A 26,871-nucleotide genomic window follows, 5' to 3' on the forward strand; every position below is an offset into this window, starting at 1 on the left:
CGCAGTTACGGAACAGCCGCGTCGATCGCCTTCACGATGCGCTTGTCGGAGACGGGGTACGCCGTGCCCAACGCGTGGGCGAAGTAGCTGACCCGCAACTCCTCGATCATCCACCGAATCTCCAGCACCTGCTGAGGCACAGGCCGCCCCGCAGACATCTGCTCAAGCAGCCACGCGTACTCGTCCCGCATCTCATGCACCTTCGCCATACGAGTCGTATCCCGCTGAACATTCGTAGGCATCTGCTGCAGCCGCCGATCCGCCGCCACCAGATACCGCATCAGATCCGGCAGCCGACGAATCCCCGCCTCAGTCACGAACCCCGGCTTCACAAGCCCGTCCAGCTGCCCCCGTACGTCCGCAAGGTTCGCGAGCAACGCAGGACTCCGTAGGGACTTCAGACGCCGCTCACACGCCTGCCAGGCGGCCAGGACCTGCTGAACCTGGTCGACCGTACGAATCGTCGTGTCCACGATCTCGGCCCGCACCTTGTCGTACAGCTTCCGATACGACTCCTCGTCCCAGGCCGGCCCCCCGAAGTCCCCGATCAGCTTGTCGGCGGCAGCCATCGCGCAGTCGTCGAACAGCGCCTGGATCGATCCATGAGGGTTCGCCGACAGCGCCAGCTTCTGCGGGTTGGTGAGCTTCTGCGACGCGAACTTCGCCGGGTTCACCGGAATCCCCAGCAGAATCAGCCGCCGCGTGCCCTTCCACATCGCCTGCTGCTGCTCGGCCTCGGTGTCGAAGAGCCGTACGGAGACGGTGTCACCGTCATCGACGAGCGCCGGGTACGCCTTCACCGGCTGGCCGGCGCGACGCGTCTCGAAGACGCGCGAGAGCGACCCGATCGTCCAGTCAGTGAGCCCCTTGCGCTCCAGGGCCTCCCCGCCCGTCCGCTCGGCCGTGGCCGCTGCCGCCTGTGAGATCGCCTGCCGCGCCTTCGGCTTCAGGCGCAGCTTCAGCGACTCCAGATCCTTGTCCTCGGCCAGCTTGCGCCGCCGCTCGTCGACGATCCGGAAGGTGATGCGGAGATGGTCCGGGACCCTCGCCCAGTCGAAGTCGTCGGGAGTGAGGGGCACGCCGACCATGCGCTTCAGTTCGCGCGCCATCGTCGTCGTCAGCGGCTCCTGGAGGGGAACCGCCCGCTCCAGGAACTTCTGCGCGAAGTCGGGGGCAGGGACGTAATTCCGCCGGATCGGCTTCGGCAGCGACCGGATCAGCTCCGTGACGACCTGCTCCCTGAGCCCCGGGATCTGCCAGTCGAAGCCCTCGTCCGTGACCTGGTTGAGGACCTGGAGCGGAATGTGCACGGTCACACCGTCCGCGTCGGCTCCCGGCTCGAACTGGTACGTCACACGGAACTTGAGCCGCCCCTGACGCCAAGCATCCGGATAGTCGTCCTTGCTGACGTCGCCGGCGCGCTCATTGATGAGCATCGACCGCTCGAAATCGAGCAGTTCGGGCTCCTCGCGCCGCTTGTGCTTCCACCAGGAGTCGAAATGCGCGCCCGATACGACATGTTCGGGCACCCGCTGGTCGTAGAAGTCGAAGAGCGTGTCGTCGTCGACCAGGATGTCGCGGCGCCGCGCGCGGTGCTCCAACTCCTCGACCTCGGTGAGGAGTTTGCGGTTGTCGGCGAAGAACTTGTGGTGCGTACGCCAGTCGCCCTCGACCAGCGCGTTGCGAATGAAAAGCTCGCGAGACGTCTCCGGGTCGATCCGCCCGTAGTTGACCTTCCGCTGCGCGATGATCGGCACGCCGTACAGCGTGACCTTCTCGTACGCCATCACCGCCGCCTGGTCTTTCTCCCAGTGCGGTTCGCTGTACGTGCGCTTCAGCAGATGCCCGGCGAGAGGCTCGACCCACTCCGGCTCGATCTTCGCGTTGACCCGCGCCCAGAGACGGGACGTCTCGACAAGCTCGGCGGACATCACAAAACGCGGAGGCTTCTTGAAGAGCGCCGAGCCCGGGAAGATCGCGAACTTGGCGTTCCGCGCGCCCAGATACTCGTTCTTCGCGCCCTCCTTCACGTCCTTCATACCGACGTGGGAGAGCAGCCCGGCGAGGAGCGAGACATGGACGCTCTGGTCGCCCGCGTCCTCTTCATTCAGATGGATGCCCATCTGCTTGGCGACCGTACGAAGCTGGGAGTAGATGTCCTGCCACTCCCGGATCCGCAGGAAGTTCAGATACTCCTGCTTGCACATCCGCCGGAACGACGACGAACCCCGCTCCTTCTGCTGCTCCCGGATATACCGCCAGAGGTTGAGGAAGGCGAGGAAGTCGCTCGTCTCGTCCTTGAAGCGGGCGTGCTGCTGATCCGCCTGCGTCTGCTTGTCGGCCGGACGCTCACGCGGATCCTGGATGGACAGCGCGGCCGCGATCACCATGACCTCGCGCACACAGCCGTTCTTGTCGGCCTCCAGGACCATCCGCGCCAGCCGGGGGTCGACGGGCAGCTGGGCCAGCTTGCGCCCGGTCTCGGTGAGACGCTGTCGTACGTCCTTCTGCTTGGGGTCCAACGCGCCCAGTTCCTGGAGGAGTTGGACACCGTCACGGATGTTGCGGTGATCCGGCGGATCGATGAACGGGAACTTCTCTATGTCCCCCAAACCCGCGGCGGTCATCTGGAGAATGACGGAAGCCAGGTTCGTACGGAGGATCTCGGCGTCCGTGAACTCCGGCCGGGCGTTGAAGTCCTCTTCGCTGTACAGGCGGATACAGATGCCGTCACTGGTACGCCCACAGCGGCCCTTGCGCTGGTTGGCGCTGGCCTGCGAGATCGCCTCGATGGGGAGGCGCTGGACCTTCGTACGGTGGCTGTATCTGGAAATACGGGCGGTACCCGGATCAATGACGTACTTGATCCCCGGAACCGTCAGCGACGTCTCCGCGACGTTCGTCGCCAGCACGATCCTGCGGCCGGTATGCGGCTGAAAGACGCGATGCTGCTCGGCGTGCGAGAGCCGGGCGTAGAGGGGGAGTACTTCCGTGAACCGGTAGTTCTTCTTGGTGAGGGCATCCGCGGTGTCCCGGATCTCCCGCTCGCCCGAGAGGAAAACGAGGATGTCACCCTTCCCCTCCCCTTGAAGCTCCTCCACGGCGTCGCAGATCGCGGTGATCTGATCCCGGTCGACGTCTTCGCTGTCCTCTTCGAGGAGGGGCCGATATCGCACCTCGACGGGATACGTCCGCCCACTGACCTCGACGATCGGGGCATCCCCGAAATGCCGGGAGAACCGCTCCGGATCGATGGTCGCCGAAGTGATGACGACCTTCAGATCCGGCCGCTTCGGCAGCAACTGCGCGAGATAGCCGAGCAGGAAGTCGATGTTCAGCGACCGCTCGTGCGCCTCATCGATGATGATCGTGTCGTACGCGCGCAGCTCACGGTCCGTCTGGATCTCCGCGAGCAGGATGCCGTCCGTCATGAGCTTGATGAAGGTGGCGTCCGGATTCACCTGATCGGTGAACCGCACCTTCCAGCCCACGGCCTCACCGAGAGGAGTGTCGAGCTCCTCGGCGACCCGCTCGGCGACGGTACGCGCGGCGATCCGACGGGGCTGCGTATGCCCGATCATGCCCCGAACGCCGCGACCCAGCTCGACACAGATCTTCGGAATCTGCGTCGTCTTACCAGACCCCGTCTCACCGGCGACGATCACAACCTGGTGATCACGGATGGCCGCCGCGATCTCATCCTTCTTCTGGCTGACCGGCAACTGCTCGGGATACGAAACGGCCGGCACCCGCGCCTGCCGCTCCGCCATACGCGCCTCGGCCCTGGCCACCTCCGCCTCGATCTCGGCGAGTACGGCAGCCCGAGCCTCATCCTTACGAATCCGACGCGCCCCCTCCAGCCTGCGCCCAAGCCGATGCGCATCGCGCAGAGACAGCTCAGCCAGACGAGGGGCGAGATCACCGAGGGCGGGGGCAGAGTACGTAGACATACGGGGTCCAGGATCGCACCTCGGGAAAAGTGGTGGCGAATGGATTTGCGTTCCGCCCTGACCGTCCATGTCAGGGGCCGCCGCCGCAGGCGACACCCCCACGCCAGAACGGTTCCGGTCGTCCGTGCGATACATCACTCAGTCGAGTGGTCGATCTTCGATTCTCAGATCGAATCCGGCGACGAGATCTAGATTTCTGTTCGTGAAGCTCGTCATCCGCGTGAAGCTGCTGCCGACGCCGCACCAGGCGTCGGCACTACAGGCGACCCTGCACGCCTGCAACGAAGCAGCCAACCACGCGTCCCGCTGCGCCTTCACAACCGGCATCAAACGAAACCGCGAACTGCGGGCACAGATCTACGCCCAACTCAAAGACCGCTGGGGTCTCGGGGCTCAAGCCGCCCAGCACGTCATCAAGAAGACCTGCGACGCCTACGCGGCACTCGCGGGCGGCCTCAAAGCCGGCACCCTCGGCCGCCCCGGCTCCAAGCGCCGCGCCAGGGCCACCGGCAAACCGATCACCTTCCGCCCCGGTGCCGCTCAGCCGTACGACGACCGGATGCTCTCCTGGCAGACAGAACAGCGAACCGTCTCCATCTGGACCGTCCAAGGCCGCATGAAACACCTCGCCTACACCGGCCAAGAGGACCAACTGCTCCTCCTTGCCCGCCGACGGCAGGGCGAATCCGACCTGGTCCAGCACAACGGCAAGTGGTACTTGCTGGCCACGATCGACGTGCCAGAACCCCCGGAGAACCCCACACCACAGGGCTTCCTTGGCGTCGACCTCGGCATCGAGAACATCGCCACCACATCCACCGGCAGACGCCACAGCGGCCGACGGACCAACCGGTCCCGCGAGAACGACCGGCGCCTCCAGCGCGACCTCGCCAAGAAGAACACCCGCTCGGCCAAACGACGAGCCAAGCGCAACGCGGGCAAGCAGGCGCGGCGCACCCGCGACATCAATCACAAGATCAGCAAGCACATCGTGGCGGAGGCAGAACGCACCGGCCGCGGGATCGCTCTCGAAGACCTGAGCGGCATCCGCGAACGGGCACGGCTGAAAAAGCCCCAACGCGTCACGCTGAACTCCTGGGCCTTCGGGCAACTCGGCTCCTTCATCGCCTACAAGGCACGTAAGGCCGGAGTGCCCGTGGTGTACGTCAACCCGGCGTACACCAGCCAGGAATGCTCGCAGTGCCACCACATCGACAAACGCAACCGGCCTCGCCAGGCCGTGTTCACGTGCAGAACCTGCGGCTTCGTTGAGCACGCGGATCTGAATGCGTCCCACACCATCGCCCAACGCGGCTGGTGGATGTGGGTCTGCGGGGCCGAGTCACAGGTCCCTGTCCTCAGGCTCGTGGCCTGAGGACTGGATGCGCCGGTTTCTGCCGAAGCCATCGGTGGGCCGAGCTGCAAGCCGGAGCGCAATTGCCTGGCAGCGGACGCGGACGCTCGTACAGCGAGGAATGGGACACATGAGAAGGCCCCGATCCGGAGATTGGGGCCTTGACTGTGGCTGGGGCCGGGGTCGAACCGGCGACCTATCGCTTTTCAGGCGATCGCTCGTACCAACTGAGCTACCCAGCCGCGCAACCTTTGAGGTTGCAGCGGTCCTGACGGGATTTGAACCCGCGGCCTCCACCTTGACAGGGTGGCGAGCACTCCAAACTGCTCCACAGGACCAAGCTGTTGCGTGCGAACAGTGTCGCACACGGGGTGGCGTGCTCCCAACGGGATTTGTGACCGGGGGTTCACGCTGTGGCGGCGAAATGTCGCTGGATCAGCGTATCAGACCGGGGGCCGTGGCCCGCACCTCTGACCTGCGGGGCCACGGCTTCCCGGTTCTGCGTCCATGCGTGCTCGGCTACTCGTCGAAGGTGACCACGACCTTCTCGGCGGCCCCGGGCGTCAGTGGCCGGGCCCGTACGACACCGGTCGCGGCCGGGTTCGTACGAGCCCTGTCACGTCAGGTGGCCGACCAGCCGTTGTCGACGGGGAGGATGGCGCCGTTGATGTAGCTCGCGGCGTCGGAGGCGAGGAAGACGATGGCGGCGGCCTGTTCCTCGGCGGTGGCGAGTTTGTCGCCGACGCCGAGGCCGAGGTGGGGGCCGATTACGGAGGGGCCGTGGGCGTCCGGGCGTACCTCGGGGCGGAGGTTGGTGGCGGTGCCGCCGGGGGCGATGGCGTTGGTCCTGATGCCGGACTTTCGGTACATCACGGCGAGGGATTTGGTCAGGCCGACGATGCCGTGCTTGGAGGCGGTGTAGGCGGCTCCGGCGGCGCTGCCGCGGAGGGCGGCTTCGGAGGCGGTGAAGACGATTGCGGCGTTGCCCGCGGTGAGCAGGTGCGGCAGGGCGGCCCGGGTGAGGCGGAAGGGCGCGGTGAGGTTGACGCCGATGACGCTGTCCCACTCGTCGTCTTCGGTCTCGCCGAGGGCCGACATGTGGTCCATGATTCCGGCGTTGTTGACGAGGACGTTCAGGCCGCCGAAGGCCTGTACGGCGGTGTCGACGATCTCGTCGATGACCTTCTGGTCGCGGAGGTCGCCGATGACCGCCTTGGCTGTGCCGCCCGCTTCTTCGATGGTCTTGACGGTCTGCTCGGCGCCTTCCTGGTTGACGTCCGCGACCAGGACGCTCGCGCCCTCCTCGCCGAACTTCACGGCTGTGGCCTGGCCGATGCCGGAGCCTGCTCCGGTGACGATGACGCCGCGTCCCTGAAGGCCGGTGCTGCTCATGGGGGTGCTCCCTAAGGTTGTTGGCCGGGGGGCTTATTTAAGTTAGGCAAGCATGTGGGATTACTTGAGTCAAGCAAATTCTCGCTGTTAAAGTGCAGAGCATGTCCACACCGCCCCCTGCAGCAGGTGACGTCTCCCCAGACGTGCTCATGATCGAGCGCGCGCTCACCCGCGCTGCGTACCTCTCCGGCAGAGCCCGGCAGCACGAGCGCCTCATGGCGCTCTCGGGGCTGCCGCTGGACCGTGCCGCCGTGGCGGTACTGCGGCAGCTCGCCGAGAGTGAGCCGCTTCGGCTCGGGGAGCTGGCGGCGCGGCTGTCGGTGGAGGCCTCGCACGTCACCCGCCAAGTGCAGCATCTGGAGAGGGGCGGTTACGCGAGCCGTGTCCGTGATCCGGATGATCGCCGGGCGCAGCGGGTTCGGCTCACGCCGGCCGGTGAGGACGCGTTCGCTCGCATACGGGAGGCCAGCGCCCGGGGGATGCAGATGGCTCTCGCCGGTTGGTCGCCCGAGGAGTTGCGGCAGCTCGCCTCGCTCGTCCATCGGATGGTCGACGACTTCATGAGGCGGGCGGAGGCGGGACTTTAAGGTGCCGCCGCCTCCGGAGTACACGACCTACACGGATGGTCCTGCCATGTACGGGAGTGCCAGGTACGGGAGTGCCGGCGAGAAGCCGTCGCCGGCTCGTGGGGACGGGCAGCATGTTCTGGTCGTCGTCGATGATCCGGGTACCTCAGAACTCCTCACGACCACCTTGGAGTTGGCGGGATATCGGGTCGGTACGGCGGGTACGGGGGCCGAGGCCGCGTTGCTGGTCGCGGAGTACCGGTTCGATCTTGTGGTGCTCGATGCCACGGTGCCGGATCTGGGCGGGCTCACGCGGGGGCGGCGCGTTGCCGCGCTGGACCGGCCGCCGATGCTTTTTCTGACCGCGTGTGAGTCGCTGGACTGTCTGGTGCCCGAGATCGGGCCGGGGGAGCAGGATTACGTCACCAAGCCGTTTCGTATCGCTGAAGTGCTGGCCAGGGCGCGGGTTTTACTGCGTGGGCGGAATCCCGTACGGGCAGGTGGGGCGCCTTGTTATCGGGATCTGGTGCTGGACGATGCGACGTGCCAGGCGCGGCGCGGGGAGCGGGTTTTCGATCTCACGCCTGCCGAGTACCGGCTGTTGCGGCATCTGCTGGTCAATCCGGAGCGGGTGTTGTCGAAGGAGCAGATCAGCCGGCATGTGTGGGGTGAGTTCCGGGCTCGTAACGCGATCGAGCAGCTTGTGTCGCGGCTTCGGCGCAAGGTGGATCAGGAGGAGCCCGCGCTGATCCATACCCGGCGGGGTTTTGGGTACTGGCTGGGGGCCTCGAGCCGCTGAGGGCCCGCGCCCTTACGGGGCGTCCCGGCGGGGTGCTCATCGCCGGAGATGGTGGTTTTCTGGGGGTGGGCGTGGTTTGGCCGGGCCGTCTCGAGGTACCGCGGCGCGGTGACGAGAGGAGCGTTCACGATGGACAAGGCACGATCGCATCCGGAAACCGTCTCCGTGGAGCTCAGCGGGTGCAGCAAGGAAGACGCCCGCGTCGTGTTCGACACGTTGTGCGCCTGCTTCAGCTCCGATCGGTGCGCCGAGGACGTACCGCAGGAGCTTTCGGCTACGCGGCCTACGGTGTGGCTCGGCACGTTCGATGTCGCCGATCCGCGTGGAGGTGCCCGGCCCGCGCCTCCCGCTCGCCTCGCGGCGTCCGTCACGGCCGATGTGCAGGGCGGGTACTGGGCGATCGACCGGTTCCGGGCCACCCTGGATTCGCTGTTCTCCGTGCATGAGGTCAGTACGGCGTCGGGGGACCAGGAGGAGGAGTTGCATGTGCGGCTGGAGAGCCGGCGGCTTCAGGAGGCCTGAGTTTTAGACCCGCCCGTACGGTCTCCGGTGTCTTTGCCTGTTCTTTACAACGCGAGTCCTCGCTGTCTCGTCTCTCTGCTCGATCTGTGACTCGCCCACTGAATTCGTGGGTGGGCGGAGCGACGAAAGAGAGCGACTGATGCGTCGAACTGTCCTTGCCGGCTTGGCACTTGTGGGTACGGCTGTGCTGGGGGGTGCGGTGCCCGCGGCTGCCGATGGGGGGAGCCCGACGGCGGTTCCGTCCGCCACGGCGAGCGCCACTCTGCCCCCGTCGGAGCCGCCCACCTCGGCTCCGTCGCCGAGCGCCACCACCGCTCCGGGCGACTCTGAGACTCCGGCTCCGACTGAGGCGCCGACCTCCGTGGCGCCGAGCGGCGAGCCGACCGCCCTGCCGTCGGAGGGGCAGGTCTCCGTTGTGCCCAGCGGGGCGCCCGACACCGGTGCGACGTCGGGGTCCGAGGAGTCCGGTGGTGACGGCGCGCTGATCGGGGGCGGTGCGGCGGTGCTCGTCGGGGGTGGTGCGGTGGTCTATCTCGTACGTCGGCGGAGGGCGACGGAGGTATGACGGCGCCGTCCAGGCGTGCGGTCGTCGCGGCGGGGCTGGGGGCTTTGCTCGTCGGGTGCGGCGGCGGTGGCGGTGAGAGTGGTGGGGATGCGAGTGCTCGGGCCGGGGGCTCGCCTTCGCCTTCGCCGTCTGCCTCGAAGGTGAAGTCTGCGCGGCCGATTGGGCGTTCGGAGCCGGTTGCTCTGCGGATTCCGGCTATCGAGGTCGAGACCCCGGTTATGCAGCTGGGGTTGGCCCGGGACGGGAGCGTGGAGGTGCCTCCGCTTGCCGCGGATGACCGGGCGGGGTGGTACCGGCACTCGCCTACGCCCGGGCAGGTTGGGCCCTCGGTGATCCTCGGGCATGTCACGGTCGGGTCGTATGGGGATGGGGTGTTCCGGGACCTGGGGCGGTTGCGTCGGGGGGACGGGATTGTGGTGCAGCTCGAGAACGGCAGCGCTGCGGAGTTTGGGGTTACCGAGGTGCGGACGGTTGCCAAGGCGGAGTTTCCGGCGGATGACGTTTATGGGGACGTTGGTCGGCCGGAGCTGCGGCTTATTACGTGCGGGGGGCCGCGGCGGGGGGATTGGTATCGCGACAACGTGATCGCTTTTGCGGTGTTGCGGGCGTGAGTGGTTGGCCCCAGTCCCGCCCCTTCCCGAAACGGGGGGGCTGCGCCCCCAGGCCCCCCGCCAGGGGGTGGTGGGTGACACTGCGTGTCGCGGCTGCGGGTGGGTTGTGGCTGGTCGCGCAGTTCCCCGCGCCCCTAGCGGGGCGCTGGGCGCGCCCACGCGGCGGAGCCGCAAATTGACACAGCCCAGCGCCCCTTAAGGGGCCTGCGGCCCCCCAAGAGGGCGCGGATACCTGGCCGGTGGAACGTATGCCACCGATTCAGGCTCCTTTCCTTCGAGTGTCCGACGAACCTGGAGAGCGTTGAAACGGTCCCGTGACGCGGCAGCCTCTGAGCTTTTTGCTGCCCTCTATCCGCGGCTTGCCGGCTGGTGTCGGCGGCTTGTTGATGATGATGAGACGGCTCATGAGGTCGCCTCTGAGGCGTTTACTCGGTTGTGGGGGCGGTGGGCCTCCGTCGAGGAGCCGCGGGGGTTTCTTTACGTCACCGCGGCCAATCTTGTGCGGGACCACTGGCGCAAAATGGAGCGTGAGCGGAGAGCTGTGCGCCGGGCTACCTCGGAGGCTGCCGTTCGGGGGCCGGTCGAGCAGGCTGACCCCACGGTTCGGTTACTGGTGCAGTCGTTGCCGGAGCGGCTGCGCGTACCGATCTTGTTGCACTACTACGCCGATATGCCGGTCCGGGAGGTGGCCCTGGTGACCGGGCGAAAGGAAGGAACCGTCAAGGCCGATCTTCATGCCGCTCGTGAACTGCTCCGTGCCCATCTGAGGAGAAGCTTTGACCACACGCTTTGACGATGGCAGCCCGGAGTTCGACGGCGAGGACCCTCTCGCGGTGATCCTCCGGCCGCCCTCCGAGCACCTTGCCCCGCCATCCGGCCGTTACGAGGCGATCCGTCGCCGTGCGGCTCGCCGACGGCTTCTCCGTGCCGCGGCCGGGGCCGGTCTCACGTGCGCGGTCGCCGTTCTCGTCGCCGTGCCGCTGCTGCGGTCCTCCGGCGGGCCCGAGTCGCCTGCGCCCCCGCTGGCCCCGCCTCCCGCGACCAGCCCCACTGCCCCGCCCGACCAGTCCACTCCGCCCAACTCCGCGGACCCGTCCGCCCCGTCCGCTCCGCCGGTACCGACGCCCTCGGAGCCCTCCAGCGCCGAACCCTCCACCCTCGAGCCCACCGGCGCGACCCCTCCGGGCGGCCCTGCCGCCTCGTCGCCTCCGCCCACCTCCGGCTCCGGGTCCGGGTCCGGGTCCAGCTCAAGTCCCATTCCCACCGGCGCCCCGTCGCAGGCGCCCACCTCGGACTGACCGACCGGAACGCCCTGAGCTCAGGCCTTCTCCGCCACGGCTCCCAGTTGGGGAACGAGGCCGGTTTCCGTTCCGGGTTCCGAGCGCCAGCGGGAGCAGGAGACGAGGCCCGGGTCCAGGAGCGTAAGGCCGTCGAAGTACGTGGCGACCTCGTCCTTGCTGCGGGCCGTGACCGGCGGCTTGGCGTTGGCGTTCCAGAAGGCCATGGCCTCCAGTTGGAGGTCGCCGCCGAGTTCGGGCTCCGTGGTGGGGTGGGTCAGGACCAGGAAGCTGCCGGGGGCGAGCGCCGCTACGAGGCGGTGTGCGATGGAGCGGGCCTCGGTGTCGTCGAGGACGAAGTTGAGGATGCCGAGCAGCATCAGGGCGACGGGCTTGGTGAAGTCGAGGGTGTCGCCCGCGATGCGCAGGATGGCGTCCGGGTCGTGCACATCGGCGTCGATGTAGTCGGTGGCGCCTTCCGCGGTGCTGGTCAGCAGGGCGCGGGCGTGTGAGAGCACGATGGGGTCGTTGTCGACGTACACGATCCGCGACTCGGGGGCGATCCGCTGGGCGATCTCATGGGTGTTCTCCAGCGCGGGCAGCCCGGTGCCGATGTCGAGGAACTGGCGTATGCCGCGTTCCTCGGCCAGGAAACGCACCGCACGGCTCAGGAACGCCCGGTCGGCGCGGGCGATGTCGCGGATGACGGGGATCATCCCGGCGACATGGTCACCCACCTGCTCGTCGACGGGGTAGTTGTCCTTGCCGCCCTGCCAGTAGTTCCATACGCGGGCGTTGTGCGCCGTCGTCGTGTCGATGCGCGGGGTCTCCGTGCCGTCGGGCTGGTTCTCGCTCACGTCGTCCTCTCCTCGTACGTCCTTGGACGCCTCGTCCGCCGCGTAAGTCTCGTACGCCTCGTATGCCCAAGGGCCGGATGGCGCCGGGCAGTTGGTCACGGGCTTGGTACGGGCTGCCGGTGGGCGTCATTCTGCCGTCCGAGCGACGTACGTGCGCGTCTCGGGAGCGGATCTCCAACTGCCGCTGGGGGAACGGCTTTCGGCCCGAGCGGGGCATGCCTTTGCGGGGCATGTGCCGGTCGGGCCGTAGGCCTGGCGGTTTGGCTACAGGCGTCGCTCAGTGGCGGGGCTCCCAGCGGAAGCGGCGGTGTACGCCGTACACGGCGACGGCCGTCCACGCCAAGGCGACCAGCGCCGCCCGGAGTTGTTCCGTCGCGCCCAGGTCTCCTGTCCAGCCGCCCCGCAGCAGGTCCATCACCGGGGAGAACGGCAGCCAGGCGGCGATGTCGGCCATCGCGTCCGGCAGCACCTCGCGGGGCGCGAAGACCCCGGAGGCGGACATGGTCACCAACAGGAAGGGCAGGAACGTCAGTTGTGCGCTCTCCGCGGTCCGGGTGAACGCCGCGGTCAGTGCCGCCGCGGCGACCAGCATCGCCACGCCGATGAGCAGGCCGGCCACCACCAGGTGCCAGGCGGCCGGTGCTTCCGCGTCCAGGAACACGGTCATCCCGGCGCCCAGCAGCACGGATTGCACGAGTACCAGCATGAGTGCCGGGAGTGCGCCGCCGGTGAGGATCTCCCAGTCGCGCAGTTCGCCGGTGCGCAGCCGCTTCAGTACGAGGCCTTCGCGGCGTAGGACGTACACGCCGACCAGGTTCGTATAGACGGCGAAGAACAGCGCGTTGGCCAGTGCGGCGGGGAGCAGGACGGTGGCCACCGACAGGCCGGTGCCTTTGAGGTCCATCCCTTCGACCGCGCCGCGCATCGCGAAGGCCACCGCGCTGGGCAGGATCACCGCGTTGACCATGGACGCCTTGCTGCGCAGCAGCAGGGTCAGCTCGGCGCGGCCGAGGGCGATCATGCGGGCCGCGGCGGTGGTGGTGGTGGTCTTTGGGGTCGGGGTCGTGGCCGTCGACGTGGCCGAGGGCGCTTGTTCGGTACGGGCTACTGGTGTCATCGTCGCGTCCCCTCGCGCTCCGGGTCCGCTCCCGCGAGACCCTTGCCGTTCTCCAGGCCCGCGTTCTCCAGACCCGTGCCGTTCTCCAGACCCTTGGCGATCTCCATGAACGCCTCCTCCAACGTCGCCGACCGGGCGTCGAGGCCGCGCAGCTCCACGCCCTCGTCGCGGGCCCACAACAGCAAGGCGGTGGCGGTCCGTTGCAGATCGCCCGTCTCCAGCCGGACCGTCCGGCCGGACTGCTCGTGCCCGGTCACGCCCAGCGCCGCGAGCGGCGGCAGATCGCCCAGGAAGCGGTCGAGAGGCAGCTCGAAGCTGATCCGGGAGGGCCGTTCGGCGACCACGTCGGCCACCGTGCCGGACGTGGCGATCATCCCTCCGTGCATGATCGCCAGTCGGTCGGCCAGCACCTCCACCTCCTCCAGATAGTGCGTGGTGAGCAGCACCGTCGTGCCCTGTTCCTTCAGCTCGCGGACCAGGTCCCAGGTGTCGCGGCGGGACTGCGCGTCCAGGCCGGTCGTCGGCTCGTCGAGGAAGAGCACCTCCGGCCGACCCAGCAGCGCCAGCGAGAGATCGAGCCGGCGCCGCTCGCCGCCGGAGAGCTGCTTGACCCGTACTCTTCCCCGCCCCGACAGCCCGGTTAGCTCCAGGGCCTCCGCCGCCGGCCGGGCCCCGCTGGTGCAGCCCGCCCACATGCGTACGGTCTCCATGACCGTCAACTCCGTGGGGAAGCCGCCCTCTTGGAGCATCACCCCGATACGGGGCCGGACGTCGGCGCGTTCGCGGTACGGGTCGCGGCCGAGCACGCGGACGGTTCCGGCGGCGGGGGCGGCCTGGCCCTCCAGGAGTTCCAGGGTGGAGGTCTTGCCGGCCCCGTTGGTCCCGAGGAGAGCGAAGAGCTCGCCCTGGGCGACCGTGAGGTCGACGCCTCGTACGGCCTCGAAGCCCTGATAGCGCCGCCGCAGACCGGCGGTTTCGATGACTGCGTCCATGCACTCCAGGCTCCCGGCGAGCGGGGGCAGTTGGGAGTGCGGTCTGTCATTGGCCCTCATGACATCTGTCATGTACGGGTGGCGGTCGCGGAGTTGGGGCCAGGGAGCGGCGGGGTCGTGGCCGGGGACCTGCGGTCGCGTCGTGGCGTCCCGTACGCGGTCTTGACCCTGGCGCGCACCGGCTGGAAGCCTGATCGTTCCGCTGGAAAGGTTCGCGCCCGCAACCGCTCGCATCAACGCCGATCGGAGCGCACCGCCATGGCTGACGACCATGTCCCCGCGGATGCCGCACCCGCCGGGGACGCAGACTTAGCCGGAGACCGCGACGCACCACCCGCGCAGCCCATGCGCCAGGTGATCGCCGCCAGCCTCTCCGGCGCCGCACTGGAGTGGTACGACTTCAACCTGTACGGGCTCTCCGCCGCCCTCGTCTTCAACAAGCTCTTCTTCCCCGACGTCAGCCCCGTGCTCGGCACCCTCGCCTCACTGGCCACCTTCGGTGTGGGCTTCGTCCTGCGACCGGTGGGGGCGCTGCTCTTCGGGCACCTCGGTGACCGCGTCGGCCGTAAGAAGTCCCTGGTGGCGACCATGCTCATCATCGGGACGTGCACCTTCCTGATCGGGCTGCTGCCCGACTACCACGCCATCGGCATCTGGGCGCCGGTGCTGCTGGTCACGCTGCGCATGGCCCAGGGCCTCGGCCTGGGCGGCGAATGGGCCGGCGCCTCGCTGCTCGCCGTCGAGCACGCCCCGCGTCACCGGCGCGGGTTCTGGGGCAGCATTCCGCAGGCCGGCGGCCCCGTGGGGTACCTGATGGCCATCGGCCTCGTGAGCCTGTTCGCTCTGCTGCCGGAGGACGAGTTCCTGAGCTGGGGCTGGCGGGTGCCGTTCCTGCTGAGCATCGTGCTGATGGTCGCGGGCCTGCTCGTACGCCGCACCATCCAGGAGACCCCGGACTTCGAGCGGGTCAAGTCCGCCGGTGTGCGGGAGAAGGCGCCTCTTGCCGCGACGCTGCGGAAGTACCCGCGTACGACCGCGCTCGCCTTCGGCGCGCGACTGGGCGAGGCCTGCAGTTCGCAGGTCTACCAGCCGTTCATCATCGCGTACGCAACCACGACCCGTGGCTATCCCCAGTACGTCGCGCTCGTCGGCGTGGTCCTCTACAACGTGCTCGGGCTGCTGCTGATGCCCGTGGCGGGCGCCGTCTCGGACCGGATCGGCCGTAAGCCGCTGTATCTGACCGGCGCCGCGTTCGTCGCCGCCTCGGGCTTTCCGTATCTCGCCCTGGTCGACGAGGGATCGACCGCTGCCGCGTGGAGTGCGATGGCACTGGCGGGACTTGGCGGTGCGGTGTGTATGTCCAGCATCCAGGGCGCGTACTTCGCGGAGCTGTTCGGGGCGCGTGTGCGGTACTCGGCGCTCGGGATCGCCACGCAGGGTTCGGCGATGGTGGCCGGTTTCGTCCCGGCCATCGCGACCGCACTGGTGGCGGGGGCTGGGGCAAGCTGGCCGGTGGGGGTGCTGTTGGCGGTTGTGGGCGCGATTTCGTTCGTATCGGCGTGGTTGTTGTCGGAGACGCGGGGTGGGGCGGAGGGGGAGCCTGCGGGTGATCCCGGTCTGTTGATGAAGGGCCGGAAGGGCAGGGCCACTTCGTGATCGGCGGGGGCGCCTCACGAACGGCCGGCCTAACTCGTGATCGGCGGGGCGCGTCATGAGCGACCGGACCACCTCATGATCTGCCGGGGTACGTCATGAACGAAGGGCCCCATTCGTCACCGGACTGGTTCACCACCGGAGGACCACTTCGCCACCGACGTCACACCGAAACGGACCATGCACCATGCTCCTTGGCGATTCCCCCGACGGGCCCGCCGCGCCCGCGCGCCGTCCGAACGTCCTCGTCTTCTTCACCGACCAGCAGCGCTGGGACACCACCGGCCTCCACGGGAATCCCATGGGCCTCACCCCCGCCCTCGACCGGCTCGCCGCGGACGGCGTGAGCGTGGACCGTTCCTTCACGTGTCAGCCCGTCTGCGCGCCCTCGCGCGCCAGCCTCCAGACCGGGCAGTACCCGACCACCACCGGGGTCTTCCGCAACGGCCTCCGCCTCCCGCGGGACACCCCGACCCTGGCCCGGGCGTTCCGGGACGCGGGCTACGCGACCGGCTACATCGGCAAATGGCACCTCGCCGGCGGCAGTACGGCCGGCCCGGTGCCGGAGGAGGACCGGGCCGGTTACGAGTACTGGCTCGCGGCCAACCTGCTGGAGTTCACCTCGGACGCGTACGAGACCACGCTGTACGACGGCGACGGCGCCCCGCACCACTTCGACGGCTACCGAGCGGACGCGCTCGGCACGGCGGCCATCGACTTCATCGAGAGCGAGCGGGGCGGGGGCCGGGACGGCGACCGGCCGTTCTTCCTCTTCCTGTCGTTCCTGGAGCCGCATCACCAGAACTCCCGCGACGACTATCCCGCTCCCACCGGCTACAGCGACCGCTACGACGACCCCTGGGTGCCCTCCGACCTGGCGGCCCTCGGCGGCGGCAACTGGGCGCAGCACCTGCCCGGTTACTACGGAATGGTGCGCCGGCTGGACGAGGTGCTCGACCGCCTCGTCTCCGCCCTCGAGCGAAGCGGGGAACTGGACGACACCGTCATCCTCTTCACCTCCGACCACGGCTGCCACTTCAAGACGCGCAACGAGGAGTACAAACGCAGCGTCCACGACGCCTCCGTACGCGTGCCCACCGTGCTCCGCGGACCGGGCGGCCTGCGCGGCGGCGTACGACTGCCGGACCTGGTCGCCCACGTCGACCTGCCGCCCACCCTGCTGCAGGCGGCGGGCCTGCCCGTACCCCCACAGATGCAAGGCCGCTCCCTGCTGCCGCTACTGCACGGCACCGCCCCCGACTGGCCGCAGGAGGTCCTGATCCAGATCAGCGAATCGGAGGTCGCCCGAGCCCTGCGCACACACCGCTGGAAGTACGCCGCGACCGCCCCGAACGCCGACCCCTGGAACGACCCACGCGCCGACCACTACCAGGACGCCTACCTCTACGACCTGCACTCTGACCCCCACGAACTGACCAACCTCGCGGCCGACCCGGCATACGCCGACGTACGAGCGGAGCTGAGGCAGCGACTCGTACAACGCATCGTCGAGAGCGGCGAACCGCGTCCGGTGATCACAGCGGGAGAGCCCGACGGCGCGTAGGGGCTCGGAGTCAGCTCGCAGACCGGCTTGTCACTGGGCGGAGTCGGTTCCAGCCGGTCTGAGTGAGCATCATGCCGTCCGCCGCGCTTTGGGGGCCCGCCCCGAGGGGGTTGCCTTCAGTCACGGCGGCCGAACCCCCTACGCTCCATGTGGGTCTTCAACTCGGCTGACTTCAGGGGCTGTTGTGGCGCCAGGAGTCAGTACGCAAAGAACTCACCGTTAGGGAGCTTTATCGATGACTGAAGTACGAGATTTCACGTTCCCGACCCAGCTCGATGTCCGGGTGCGCCAGGCCGACCTCGGCCGGGATGGCTCGGTAAGCACGACGGGGGTGGCGCGGTGGCTGGAGGATGCGCGGTTACGAGTGCGACTGCGCCGCTTCGAACGACTCGTAGCTGCCGGCCAATTTGACCCGTTTCACATCCTGCTCGTCAGCCAACGCGTTGAACGGCTCGCACCCGTCGGCCGGGCAGATGCGGGTATTCAAGTGCATACCGGGGTTCGTCGCATCGGGCGATCGTCATTCACTTTCGAGCATGCGGTCTTCGTCGGCAGCAAACGCGTGGGGAGCGGCGAGGCCACCATCGTGCTGAGCGGTGCGGCGGGACCTCTGGCACTTCCTGATGAATTGATCGCCGATCTGGCCGACCTGCAGTTGCCGGAGTCGGGCCAGACGGGCATGACCCGTCCGGGCGCCGAGCGGCATCAGCGAGATCACTATGCGTATTTCGCCCCGCTGCGCGCTCGGATCGGTGACGTCGACTCCAACCAGCACGTCAATTTCATCGCCCTGGCCACCTGGTACGACGAGGCCATCACGGCGTTCGCACTAGAGGCAATCGGACTGGGCGAGGGAGGTCTCGTGCCGGACCTGGCCCCGTGGTCGTATCGAATTCAGTACGTCGGCGAGGTGACTTACCCCGGCGACTACGAGATCGGGATTCGTGTCCGGGCTTTCGATGACGATTCCGTCGATTCCGTGCACTACGAGCTCGGCATCTTTCGCGGCGGGAAGTGCTTGGGCGTGGCCGATGCCATCGGGCCACGTGGCGAGCTGTCCACCAAGTCTTGAAGGGCGCGGAACGCGTCGAAGAACGCGGGGTTATGAACCATGTCGCCGGAGAAGACGGAGAAGGCGTGACTGTAGTCACGCAAAGTAGCTGGTGCCCCCAACGGGATTCGAACCCGTGCTACCGCCTTGAAAGGGCGGCGTCCTAGGCCGCTAGACGATGAGGGCTGGGGCCTGCCTGGGCGCCTCACGGCGCGTCGGGGACGTCAGCAGCATATGGGAGTCGGGAGGGATCGGCAAAACGGGTTAGGGGGAGGGGGACGGAGAACGGGGAGGCGAGGGGGAGCCGGGAGACGGCGACGCCGTGCCAGGAGACGGGGAACCAGGGGATGGGGATCCAGGCGATGGGGAACCAGGAGACGGCGACGGCGTCGGGGACGCGCCCGGTCGGTTCTCCTCCGGCAGGTGGCGGCTGACCTCCGCCGTGGTCAGGCCCAGGCCGCCCAGCTTGATCTCGTCCCAGGCCTGGAGGCGCCGGGTCTCACGGTCCAGGTAGAGGACCGACGTCTCGATCGGGTCGGGGTACTTGTTCTGCAGCGCGCGCAGCCCGCTCCCGCCCGTCGAGCCCTCGATGCGCAGGCGCGTGCCGTACTTCATGACCTCCATCTCCGGGTGGTGGAGGTGGCCCGCCAGTACGAGCGGGACCGTGCCGTCCACCTCGCGCGCGGCGTCCGGGTTGTGCGCGATGGCGATGTCCACGGGCGCACCCGCCGTCTCCTGGTCGCGGATCGCGGAGGCCAGACGGGCGCCCGCCAGCTCCTCCGATGCGGTCACCTCCTTGGAGCGGTCCGGGGTGAACTGCGGGTCGCCCATACCCGCGAACCGCAGGCCCGCGATGGACACGGCCCGCCCGTCGTCCAGTACGTGCACGTTCTTCATGCGCTCCAGATATGCCTGCGTGTCCCGCGAATCGTGGTTGCCGCGCACCCATACGTACGGGGCGCCCAGGTCGGCCGCCGGGTCCAGGAAGCCGTTCTCCGCCGTGGAGCCGTGGTCCATGGTGTCGCCGGAGTCGACGATCACATCGATCCTGTACTGCTTCACCAGCGAGGCGATGATCTTCCAGCTCGCCGGGTTGAGATGGATGTCGGAGACGTGCAGGACACGGATGGTGGAGGGGTCGGGGGCGTACGCGGGAAGCGTGGACGTGGCGTCGTACAGCTTCGTCACGTTCGTCACCAGGCGCGCCAACTCCTTCTGGTAGACGTCGAATTCGCTGACGATGCTGCGGGCGTTGCCGACCACTGAGGGGGCACTGCTCAGCAGGCCCGAGAACTTCGGCTCCAGGACCGACTTGGGGTTCCAGGTCGCGAAGGCCGTCGCCCCGGAGGCGGCCAGCAGGGCGAGGGCCAGGCCGCCGGCCGCGAGGGCGCGGCGTGGGCGGCGGTAGACGGCGAGGCCGAGGGCGGTGGCGCCGGAGACGACGGCGACTCCGGAGCGTACGGCCAGGTCGAGCGTGCCGTCGCCGACGTCGCTGGTGACCTCGTCCTGGAGGCCGGAGAGCCGTTCGGGGTGGTCGACGAGGGCCTGGGAGCGGACGGGGTCGAGCTGGTCCACGTCGACGTCCAGGCGGATGGGCGCGACATGGCTGCGCAGTTCGAGGGCGCCGAGCGGCGAGACGTTGATCTTCGTGCCGCCGGTGAAGGAGGGGCGCAGGGTCATCGTGGTGTCCATGGGACCGACCGGGGCGCGTACGTTCCCCACGATCAGCAGGCCCAGCCAGGCCCCGACCAGCACGACCATGATCAGACCGAGGGCGCGGGTGTACGGGTGCGGCTGGTGGACGAGTTCGATGACGGGGTGTGCGCGGCGAGCGCGATAGTGGCGTACCAGGGCGGCTGGCGCCTTGCGTACGTGGTGCAGAGCGGCGGCGGGGACGCGGGCCATTGATCCCGTATGCCCAAGTCCGGGACCGGATATGCCCACCGATCGGGGCTTCGTACGGCTCTCGCGGGTGACGTCCGTACCCGACAATGGCTCTGTGCTGGAGATGACGCGCGAGGAGTTCGAGGAACTGGTCTCCGAGGCCCTGGACCGGATCCCGCCGGAGCTGACACGGCTGATGGACAACGTGGCGGTGTTCGTCGAAGACGAACCGCCGAGCGACGATCCCGAGCTGCTCGGGCTGTACGAGGGGACTCCGCTGACGGATCGCGGCGAGTGGTACGCGGGTGTGCTGCCGGACCGGATCACGATCTACCGGGGGCCGACGCTGCGGATGTGCGAGTCGCGGGAAGACGTCGTGGCGGAAACGGAAGTGACGGTGGTTCACGAGATCGCCCACCACTTCGGGATCGACGATGCGCGGCTGCACGCCCTCGGGTACGGGTGAGGCCCGTACGTACGAGACCTGTCTGTACGAGACCTGTCTGTACGAGGCCTGTCTGTACGAGGCCTGTCTGTACGAGGCTCATACGTGCGGCTTCGCGTAGGGGCGCGGATAGGGATGAGATCCGTACCGTACGACTGTTGAAACCTGTTCTTGCGGCGGCGTGTCCTCTTGCGGGCGGCGGGAGTTGGGCAGGGGGACTGCTCGTCCTCGCCCCGGAGGTGGCTGCCCGTGCGCGCCCTGTACGTACCCGTCCGTCTGGCCGCCGTGGCCCTGGCCGTCACGGCGACCGCCGGCTGTATGAACGTCAGCGATGACGACGACGATGCGAGCAGTGCCCGGCCCTCGCACTCCGCGGGGCAGCGGGGTGGTGCGGCGCCCGACGGAGGTTCGGCGGTGACGGGCGGCGGCGGTGGCTCCGGGCTCGGCGGGGCGGGTGACGAAGAACACGGCTCGAGGGAGCCCGGTGCGTCGGCGTCGGGAGGCGGGGGCGAAGGCGGGGACGCGGACGGGTCGGCAGCGGCGTCGGGGGACGCCGGAAGCGACCCCTCGTCGCCGTCCGAGCCGGGGAAGAAGGAGCCGAACCCGCAGGTCCCCGGGCCGACCAAGACGCATCCGACCCCGTCCCGTACGACTCCCCGGCCGAAGCCGCCTACGCCGCCGAAGCAGTCGCCCACGCCCTCGCCGACCCCGACGACCGCCGAGCCGTCCTCCTCGGCCCACCCGGAACCCACGACGCAGCTCGCGCAGCGGGAGCCCGCGCCGCAGGCGGGCGTAAGCGGCTGACCAGGGCCGACGGTGGCCGACCTGGGCTACGCGACCAGGGTCGGGCCGGGGCTGACGGGCCGATTTGCCTTGAGGGTCGGAGGGTGCGTATCTTGGTAGATCGTTTGATCCCATTTGCCCGGCGCCAATACAGAGCGCGCCGTGTGGCGCGTACTCTCCCTTGCCGTGGCTGGATCGCATTGAGGCGGTCGAATTGCGAACACGGAGTTGACGGGCGCGTGCCGACGAGACTCCGGAAGGTTTCGCATTCGCATGTCCATTTCCAGTACTGATCACGTCGTCGTGCCCGAGAACGAGGCCGTCGAAGTGCCCGAGTCTGCCGAGGCCGTCGAGGCCCAGGCCGCTGAGGCTCAGGCCGTCGAGGCCGAGGCTCCCACGACCCCCGAGGTCACCTTCGGCACCCTGGGGCTGCCCGAGGGCATCGTGCGCAAGCTCGCGCAGAACGGCGTGACCACCCCCTTCCCGATCCAGGCCGCGACCATCCCGGACGCCCTGGCCGGCAAGGACATCCTCGGCCGCGGCCGCACGGGCTCCGGCAAGACCCTCTCCTTCGGTCTGCCGCTGCTCGCACAGCTGTCCGGCGGCCACACCGACAAGAAGAAGCCCCGCGGCGTCATCCTCACCCCGACCCGTGAGCTCGCGATGCAGGTCGCGGACGCCCTCCAGCCGTACGGCGACGTGCTCGGCCTGAAAATGAAGGTCGTCTGCGGCGGTACGTCGATGGGCAACCAGATCTACGCCCTTGAGCGCGGCGTCGACATCCTCGTCGCCACCCCCGGCCGGCTGCGCGACATCATCAACCGCGGCGCCTGCTCCCTGGAGAACGTCCAGGTCGCCGTGATCGACGAGGCCGACCAGATGTCCGACCTGGGCTTCCTGCCCGAGGTCACCGAACTCCTCGACCAGGTCCCGGCCGGCGGCCAGCGCATGCTGTTCTCCGCCACGATGGAGAACGAGATCTCCACGCTGGTCAAGCGCTACCTGACCAACCCGGTCACGCACGAGGTCGACAGTGCCCAGGGCAACGTCACGACCATGTCGCACCACATCCTCATCGTGAAGCCCAAGGACAAGGCGCCGGTCACCGCCGCGATCGCCTCCCGCAAGGGCCGCACGATCATCTTCGTACGTACGCAGCTGGGCGCCGACCGTATCGCCGAGCAGCTCCGTGACGCGGGCGTGAAGGCCGACGCGCTGCACGGCGGTATGACGCAGGGCGCGCGGACGCGGACGCTGGCCGACTTCAAGGACGGTTACGTCAACGCGCTCGTCGCCACCGACGTCGCCGCCCGTGGCATCCACGTCGACGGCATCGACCTGGTCCTGAACGTCGACCCGGCCGGTGACCACAAGGACTACCTGCACCGTTCCGGCCGTACGGCCCGCGCGGGCCGCTCCGGCACGGTCGTATCGCTGTCCCTGCCGCACCAGCGGCGGCAGATCTTCCGTCAGATGGAGGACGCGGGCGTCGACGCCTCGCGCCACATCATCCAGGGCGGTGCCGCCTTCGACCCGGAGGTCGCGGAGATCACCGGCGCCCGGTCCATGACCGAGGTGCAGGCCGAGTCGGCGGGCAACGCCGCGCAGCAGGCCGAGCGTGAGGTCGCCCAGCTCACCAAGCAGCTGGAGCGCGCGCAGCGTCGTGCCACCGAGCTGCGCGAGGAGGCCGACCGCCTGCTCGCCCGCGCCGCGCGCGAGCGGGGCGACGACCCGGAGGCCGCGCTCGCCGAGGCCGCCGCCGTCGTGGAGGCCGCCGCGGCCGAGGCGCTTGCCGCTGCCTCCGTGCCGGAGCAGGCGTCCGCGCCGGCGTATGAGCAGCCGCGTCAGCGTCGGGATGAGCGGGGCAGCTACGAGCGTCGGGATCGGCGTGACGACCGTCCGTCCGGTGGCTTCCGCCGCGACGACCGCCGTGATGACCGTCGTGACGGTGACCGTGGTGGTTTCCGTCGGGATGAGCGTCGTGATGGTGACCGTGGTGGTTTCCGTCGGGACGAGCGTCCGTCGGGTAGCTCGGGCTCGGGTGGCTTCCGCCGCGACGACCGGCGTGACGGTGACCGGGGTGGCCGTTCCTTCGACCGCCGTGACGGTGAGCGTGGCGGGTTCCGTCGCGATGACCGCCGTGATGACCGGCGTGATGGTGACCGTGGTGGGTTCCGTCGTGATGAGCGTCGTGATGGTGACCGTGGTGGGTTCCGTCGGGACGAGCGTCCGTCGGGTGGCTCGGGCTCGGGTGGCTTCCGCCGCGATGACCGTCGTGACGGCGACCGTCCCACCGGTGGTTTTCGCCGGGACGAGCGTCCCTCCGGGCACCGGGGCAGCGACCGCCCCTTCAACCGCGACCGTCAGGGTGACCGTCCCTCGGGCGGCTTCCGCTCCGGCGGCCACGACCGCCCGTACGGCCGCCGTGACGACCACCGTGGCGCGGGCTCCGGCTCCGGCACTGGTTCATCGTTCGGCCGCCGCGACGACAAGCCGCGCTGGAAGCGCAACGGCTGACACACGCTAGCCCGCGGGGCCCCGACGACTTCGGTCGCCGGGGCCCCACGGCGTTCGCGGCGCGGTATCGCGCCCGAGGGGGCCGCAGGCCCTCAAGGGGCGCGGGGCTGTATCAATTTGCGGCTCCGCCGCGATGGGGGCCCCCGCTCGAGCGAAGTCGAGAGTGGGGGAGCGATCAGCCACAACGAACCCGCAGCTTCGAACCGCATAACCAGCGGAGCGCCGCGGCGTTCACGGGCCGTAAACCGGTCGGCTTACCCGAGACTTATTTTTGGCCAAACCGAGCTCATCCGTAGCGCATGTCACGCCCCCGGCAAGGGAAACGCTCGGGGCATGACAACACCGTCCCCACCCTCCGGCGCGAGCGACTCCACCGTCGCCGCCCCCGCATCGGTCACCGCGCCGCCCGTCTCCGACGAGGAACGTCTGGCGCAGCTCGGCTATACCCAGGTTCTGGCCCGCCGCATGTCCGCGTTCTCCAACTACGCGGTCTCGTTCACGATCATCTCCGTGCTGTCCGGGTGCATGACCCTGTACCTGTTCGGCATGAACACCGGTGGCCCCGCCGTGATGATGTGGGGCTGGGCGGCGGTCGGCCTGATGACGCTGTTCGTCGGCCTCGCGATGGCCGAGATCTGCTCGGCGTACCCGACCTCCGCGGGCCTGTACTTCTGGTCGCACCGGCTGGCCCCGAAGCGAACGGCCGCCGCCTGGGCCTGGTTCACGGGCTGGTTCAACGTCCTCGGCCAGGTGGCGGTGACGGCGGGCGTCGACTTCGGCGCCGCCTCGTTCCTCGGCGCGTACCTGAACCTGCAGTTCGACTTCGAGGTCACACCCGGCCGTACGATCCTGCTCTTCGCCGGAATCCTCGTCCTGCACGGCCTCCTCAACACCTTCGGCGTAAGCATCGTCGGCTTCCTCAACAGCGTCAGCGTGTGGTGGCACGTGCTGGGCGTCACGGTGATCGTCGGCGCACTCACCTTCGCCCCGGACAGCCACCAGTCGGCGTCCTTCGTGTTCACGGAGTTCGTGAACAACACGGGGTGGAGCAGCAGCGTGTACGTCGTCCTCCTCGGCCTGCTGATGGCGCAGTACACCTTCACCGGGTACGACGCCTCCGCGCACATGACGGAGGAGACGCACGACGCGTCCACGGCCGGCCCCAAGGGCATCGTGCAATCCATCTGGACATCGTGGATAGCGGGCTTCGTGCTCCTGCTGGGCTTCACCTTCGCCATCCAGTCGTACGACGGTGCCCTCGGGTCCGCCACGGGTGTACCGCCCGCGCAGATCCTCCTCGACGCGCTCGGCGCGACCGCGGGCAAGCTGCTCCTGCTGGTGATCATCGGCGCCCAGCTGTTCTGCGGCATGGCGTCCGTGACCGCCAACTCCCGCATGATCTACGCCTTTTCGCGCGACGGCGCGTTGCCCTACTCACACATCTGGCACACGGTCAGCCCGCGCACCCGTACGCCTGTCGCGGCCGTGTGGCTGGCGGCGGGCGGAGCGCTACTGCTCGGACTGCCGTACCTGATCAACGTGACCGCGTACGCGGCGGTGACCTCGATCGCCGTGATCGGCCTCTACATCGCGTACGTCATCCCGACCCTGCTCCGGCTCCGCAAGGGCGACGGCTTCGAACGCGGACCGTGGCACCTGGGCCGCTGGTCGGGCCCGATCGGCGTAATCGCGGTGTCCTGGGTCATCTTCATCACGATCCTGTTCATGCTCCCCCAGGTCTCCCCGGTCACCTGGGAAACCTTCAACTACGCCCCCATCGCCGTCCTCGTAGTCCTCGGCTTCGCCGCCGCCTGGTGGTACGCCTCGGCCCGCCACTGGTTCCTCAACCCCGACCACGAACGCACCCGCGCCCGAGAGGCGGCCCGCGCGAACGCCCCGGAACCGGTAGATCCCTGACGCATCGCCCCACCCGCCGTGGCCGGGACCCCGATACCCGATCGGAGACCCGGCCACGTCCGGCTATGCTCGGGGGAGCAACATCGCCAGGGCCCTTAGCTCAATTGGCAGAGCAGTGGACTTTTAATCCATTGGTTGTGGGTTCGAGTCCCACAGGGCCTACGCCTCGCAGGCGGGCTGCACGCCCTCTGACCTGCTCCGCAGCGCCCGGGTCGGCTTCGGCCGACTCGGGCGCTGTTTCGTTCTCGGGACCCCTCCCCGCCGCACCGTGGCAACCTGCCGCAACGCTCGCGCCACAAGGAGGTCCCATGTCCACGCCACCCGACCCGGACGTGGATCTGTGGAGTACCCGGAGCCGCTCAACTCGCCCGCCACGCACGCGAAGCGCCGGCCTCAGCCGCTAATTCGGTTGAGTACGAAGATCAGCCCGTGCTACCTCTGGCAGTTCGCGAAGGTTGATCACAGAGCATCCGAAGGGCTGGCCGACATGGTGCTCGGGGACACGGTGAAGCTGCGGCCGATGGAGCCGTCGGACGCTGAGGCTCTGTGGCGGTGGAACCACGACCCTGACGTCATGCGCTGGATGAACGACGGCTACGCCCAGCCGCTGGCCCAGGTCCGAAAGCGGATGGAGGAGCGGCCGCGCAACGCGTACGGCGACGTCCTCTTCGGGGTCGAGGTGCTCTCCGACGCACAGCTCATCGGCCTGGTCACACTACGCGAAGCCGAGCCGGAGACCGGATGCGCCGAACTCGACATCTACCTCGGCGAGAAGGAGTACTGGGGCCGCGGCTACGCCACCGACGCCATGCGGACGATCTGCCGCTACGGTTTCGAGAAGATGCGCCTGCACAAGATCACGCTGACCGTCGTCACCGAGAACCTCGCCGCCTACCGCGTCTACCAGAAGGTCGGCTTCGTCGAGGAAGGCAGGCTGCGTCAGGTCTTCCGACGCGATGGCCAGTGGTACGACATGTTCACCATGGGCCTGCTGGAAGGCGAGCTCCGCTCCTGAACTTGGATGCAGGCTATCGGCATGATTGAGGCCAGCCGTC

23 protein-coding genes and 4 tRNA genes are annotated in these 26,871 nt (G+C 68.6%); 18 read left to right on the top strand and 9 right to left on the bottom strand.

Annotation, left to right across the window (positions count from 1 at the left end; translation table 11 throughout):
- Window positions 1-5: 5 nt before the first annotated feature.
- Window positions 6-3,950, bottom strand: coding sequence for an ATP-dependent RNA helicase HrpA (gene hrpA / locus ACQEVY_RS24720; RefSeq protein ID WP_432951649.1), 3,945 nt, complete (start codon window positions 3,948-3,950; stop codon window positions 6-8).
- Window positions 3,951-4,152: 202 nt separating this feature from the next.
- Between hrpA and ACQEVY_RS24725 the strand changes: the two genes are divergently transcribed.
- Complete coding sequence (locus ACQEVY_RS24725) at window positions 4,153-5,325, top strand: RNA-guided endonuclease InsQ/TnpB family protein (protein WP_432951650.1); 1,173 nt, start codon at window positions 4,153-4,155, stop codon at window positions 5,323-5,325.
- A gap of 147 nt (window positions 5,326-5,472) precedes the next feature.
- On the opposite strand, the gene ACQEVY_RS24730 is transcribed toward ACQEVY_RS24725, so the two are convergent.
- The 3 genes from ACQEVY_RS24730 to ACQEVY_RS24740 form a co-directional block, all read right to left on the bottom strand.
- Window positions 5,473-5,546: transfer RNA gene (locus ACQEVY_RS24730), tRNA-Phe, on the bottom strand.
- 21 nt (window positions 5,547-5,567) lie between these two features.
- Window positions 5,568-5,642, bottom strand: a tRNA-Asp gene (locus ACQEVY_RS24735).
- A gap of 283 nt (window positions 5,643-5,925) precedes the next feature.
- Window positions 5,926-6,696, bottom strand: a complete 771-nt coding sequence (locus ACQEVY_RS24740; RefSeq protein WP_432951651.1) for an SDR family NAD(P)-dependent oxidoreductase — start codon at window positions 6,694-6,696, stop codon at window positions 5,926-5,928.
- 101 nt (window positions 6,697-6,797) lie between these two features.
- Between ACQEVY_RS24740 and ACQEVY_RS24745 the strand changes: the two genes are divergently transcribed.
- The 7 genes from ACQEVY_RS24745 (at window position 6,798) to ACQEVY_RS24775 (ending at window position 11,057) form a co-directional block, all read left to right on the top strand.
- Complete coding sequence (locus ACQEVY_RS24745) at window positions 6,798-7,283, top strand: MarR family winged helix-turn-helix transcriptional regulator (protein WP_432951652.1); 486 nt, start codon at window positions 6,798-6,800, stop codon at window positions 7,281-7,283.
- A gap of 46 nt (window positions 7,284-7,329) precedes the next feature.
- Window positions 7,330-8,061 carry a response regulator transcription factor gene (locus ACQEVY_RS24750; RefSeq protein WP_432951653.1) on the top strand — a complete coding sequence of 244 codons (732 nt, stop codon included), beginning with the start codon at window positions 7,330-7,332 and terminating at the stop codon, window positions 8,059-8,061.
- A gap of 129 nt (window positions 8,062-8,190) precedes the next feature.
- Complete coding sequence (locus ACQEVY_RS24755; protein ID WP_432951654.1) at window positions 8,191-8,583, top strand: hypothetical protein; 393 nt, start codon at window positions 8,191-8,193, stop codon at window positions 8,581-8,583.
- Window positions 8,584-8,722: 139 nt separating this feature from the next.
- Window positions 8,723-9,148, top strand: coding sequence for a sortase-dependent protein (locus ACQEVY_RS24760; RefSeq protein ID WP_432951655.1), 426 nt, complete (start codon window positions 8,723-8,725; stop codon window positions 9,146-9,148).
- On the top strand, window positions 9,145-9,759 hold the full coding sequence (locus ACQEVY_RS24765; RefSeq protein ID WP_432951656.1) for a class F sortase: 615 nt from the start codon (window positions 9,145-9,147) through the stop codon (window positions 9,757-9,759). Before ACQEVY_RS24760 ends, ACQEVY_RS24765 begins: the two co-directional genes overlap by 4 nt.
- Window positions 9,760-10,060: 301 nt before the next feature.
- Window positions 10,061-10,552 (top strand): RNA polymerase sigma factor, encoded by a 492-nt coding sequence (locus tag ACQEVY_RS24770; RefSeq protein ID WP_328770493.1) that lies wholly within the window; start codon window positions 10,061-10,063, stop codon window positions 10,550-10,552.
- A complete protein-coding gene (locus tag ACQEVY_RS24775; RefSeq protein ID WP_432951657.1) occupies window positions 10,536-11,057 on the top strand; it encodes a hypothetical protein in 522 nt (173 codons plus the stop codon). The genes ACQEVY_RS24770 and ACQEVY_RS24775 overlap by 17 nt, the downstream gene beginning before the upstream one ends.
- 20 nt (window positions 11,058-11,077) lie before the next feature.
- Here the strand turns inward: ACQEVY_RS24775 and ACQEVY_RS24780 are convergent, their stop codons facing one another.
- The 3 genes from ACQEVY_RS24780 to ACQEVY_RS24790 form a co-directional block, all read right to left on the bottom strand.
- Complete coding sequence (locus ACQEVY_RS24780; RefSeq protein WP_432955379.1) at window positions 11,078-11,893, bottom strand: SAM-dependent methyltransferase; 816 nt, start codon at window positions 11,891-11,893, stop codon at window positions 11,078-11,080.
- A 277-nt stretch (window positions 11,894-12,170) separates the two neighbouring features.
- Entirely contained in the window at window positions 12,171-13,010 is an 840-nt protein-coding gene (locus ACQEVY_RS24785) for an ABC transporter permease (RefSeq protein ID WP_432951658.1), read from the bottom strand.
- Window positions 13,007-14,002, bottom strand: a complete 996-nt coding sequence (locus tag ACQEVY_RS24790; RefSeq protein WP_432951659.1) for an ABC transporter ATP-binding protein — start codon at window positions 14,000-14,002, stop codon at window positions 13,007-13,009. Before ACQEVY_RS24790 ends, ACQEVY_RS24785 begins: the two co-directional genes overlap by 4 nt.
- A gap of 258 nt (window positions 14,003-14,260) precedes the next feature.
- On the opposite strand from ACQEVY_RS24790, the gene ACQEVY_RS24795 reads away from it, so the two are divergent.
- From ACQEVY_RS24795 to ACQEVY_RS24805, 3 genes are all read left to right on the top strand, one after another.
- Complete coding sequence (locus tag ACQEVY_RS24795) at window positions 14,261-15,658, top strand: MFS transporter (RefSeq protein ID WP_432951660.1); 1,398 nt, start codon at window positions 14,261-14,263, stop codon at window positions 15,656-15,658.
- 184 nt (window positions 15,659-15,842) lie between these two features.
- Entirely contained in the window at window positions 15,843-17,219 is a 1,377-nt protein-coding gene (locus ACQEVY_RS24800; RefSeq protein ID WP_432951661.1) for a sulfatase-like hydrolase/transferase, read from the top strand.
- Window positions 17,220-17,454: 235 nt separating this feature from the next.
- On the top strand, window positions 17,455-18,291 hold the full coding sequence (locus tag ACQEVY_RS24805) for a hypothetical protein (RefSeq protein ID WP_432951662.1): 837 nt from the start codon (window positions 17,455-17,457) through the stop codon (window positions 18,289-18,291).
- A gap of 89 nt (window positions 18,292-18,380) precedes the next feature.
- Here the strand turns inward: ACQEVY_RS24805 and ACQEVY_RS24810 are convergent.
- Window positions 18,381-18,456, bottom strand: a tRNA-Glu gene (locus ACQEVY_RS24810).
- A gap of 78 nt (window positions 18,457-18,534) precedes the next feature.
- Window positions 18,535-20,175, bottom strand: a complete 1,641-nt coding sequence (locus ACQEVY_RS24815; RefSeq protein ID WP_432951663.1) for a metallophosphoesterase family protein — start codon at window positions 20,173-20,175, stop codon at window positions 18,535-18,537.
- A gap of 94 nt (window positions 20,176-20,269) precedes the next feature.
- On the opposite strand from ACQEVY_RS24815, the gene ACQEVY_RS24820 reads away from it, so the two are divergent.
- The 7 genes from ACQEVY_RS24820 to ACQEVY_RS24850 all read left to right on the top strand — a co-directional run bounded on the left by ACQEVY_RS24820 (window position 20,270) and on the right by ACQEVY_RS24850 (window position 26,831).
- The gene (locus ACQEVY_RS24820) at window positions 20,270-20,620 is read left to right on the top strand and encodes a metallopeptidase family protein (protein ID WP_328770542.1); all 351 of its coding nucleotides are present in this window, start codon (window positions 20,270-20,272) and stop codon (window positions 20,618-20,620) included.
- Window positions 20,589-20,720: a hypothetical protein gene (locus ACQEVY_RS24825; protein ID WP_432951664.1), complete on the top strand. Its 132-nt coding sequence runs from the start codon at window positions 20,589-20,591 to the stop codon at window positions 20,718-20,720. Before ACQEVY_RS24820 ends, ACQEVY_RS24825 begins: the two co-directional genes overlap by 32 nt.
- Before the next feature lie 128 nt (window positions 20,721-20,848).
- The gene (locus ACQEVY_RS24830; protein WP_432951665.1) at window positions 20,849-21,403 is read left to right on the top strand and encodes a hypothetical protein; all 555 of its coding nucleotides are present in this window, start codon (window positions 20,849-20,851) and stop codon (window positions 21,401-21,403) included.
- Window positions 21,404-21,655: 252 nt separating this feature from the next.
- A complete protein-coding gene (locus ACQEVY_RS24835; protein WP_432951666.1) occupies window positions 21,656-23,899 on the top strand; it encodes a DEAD/DEAH box helicase in 2,244 nt (747 codons plus the stop codon).
- Between the two features lie 333 nt (window positions 23,900-24,232).
- Window positions 24,233-25,816 (top strand): amino acid permease, encoded by a 1,584-nt coding sequence (locus tag ACQEVY_RS24840; RefSeq protein WP_432951667.1) that lies wholly within the window; start codon window positions 24,233-24,235, stop codon window positions 25,814-25,816.
- Between the two features lie 89 nt (window positions 25,817-25,905).
- Window positions 25,906-25,978 (top strand) — tRNA-Lys (locus ACQEVY_RS24845).
- Between the two features lie 247 nt (window positions 25,979-26,225).
- Complete coding sequence (locus tag ACQEVY_RS24850; RefSeq protein WP_432951668.1) at window positions 26,226-26,831, top strand: GNAT family N-acetyltransferase; 606 nt, start codon at window positions 26,226-26,228, stop codon at window positions 26,829-26,831.
- Window positions 26,832-26,871 lie beyond the last annotated feature (40 nt).

The sequence above is a fragment of the Streptomyces sp. CA-288835 genome (assembly GCF_050936385.1).
Taxonomy (GTDB): Bacteria; Actinomycetota; Actinomycetes; order Streptomycetales; family Streptomycetaceae; genus Streptomyces.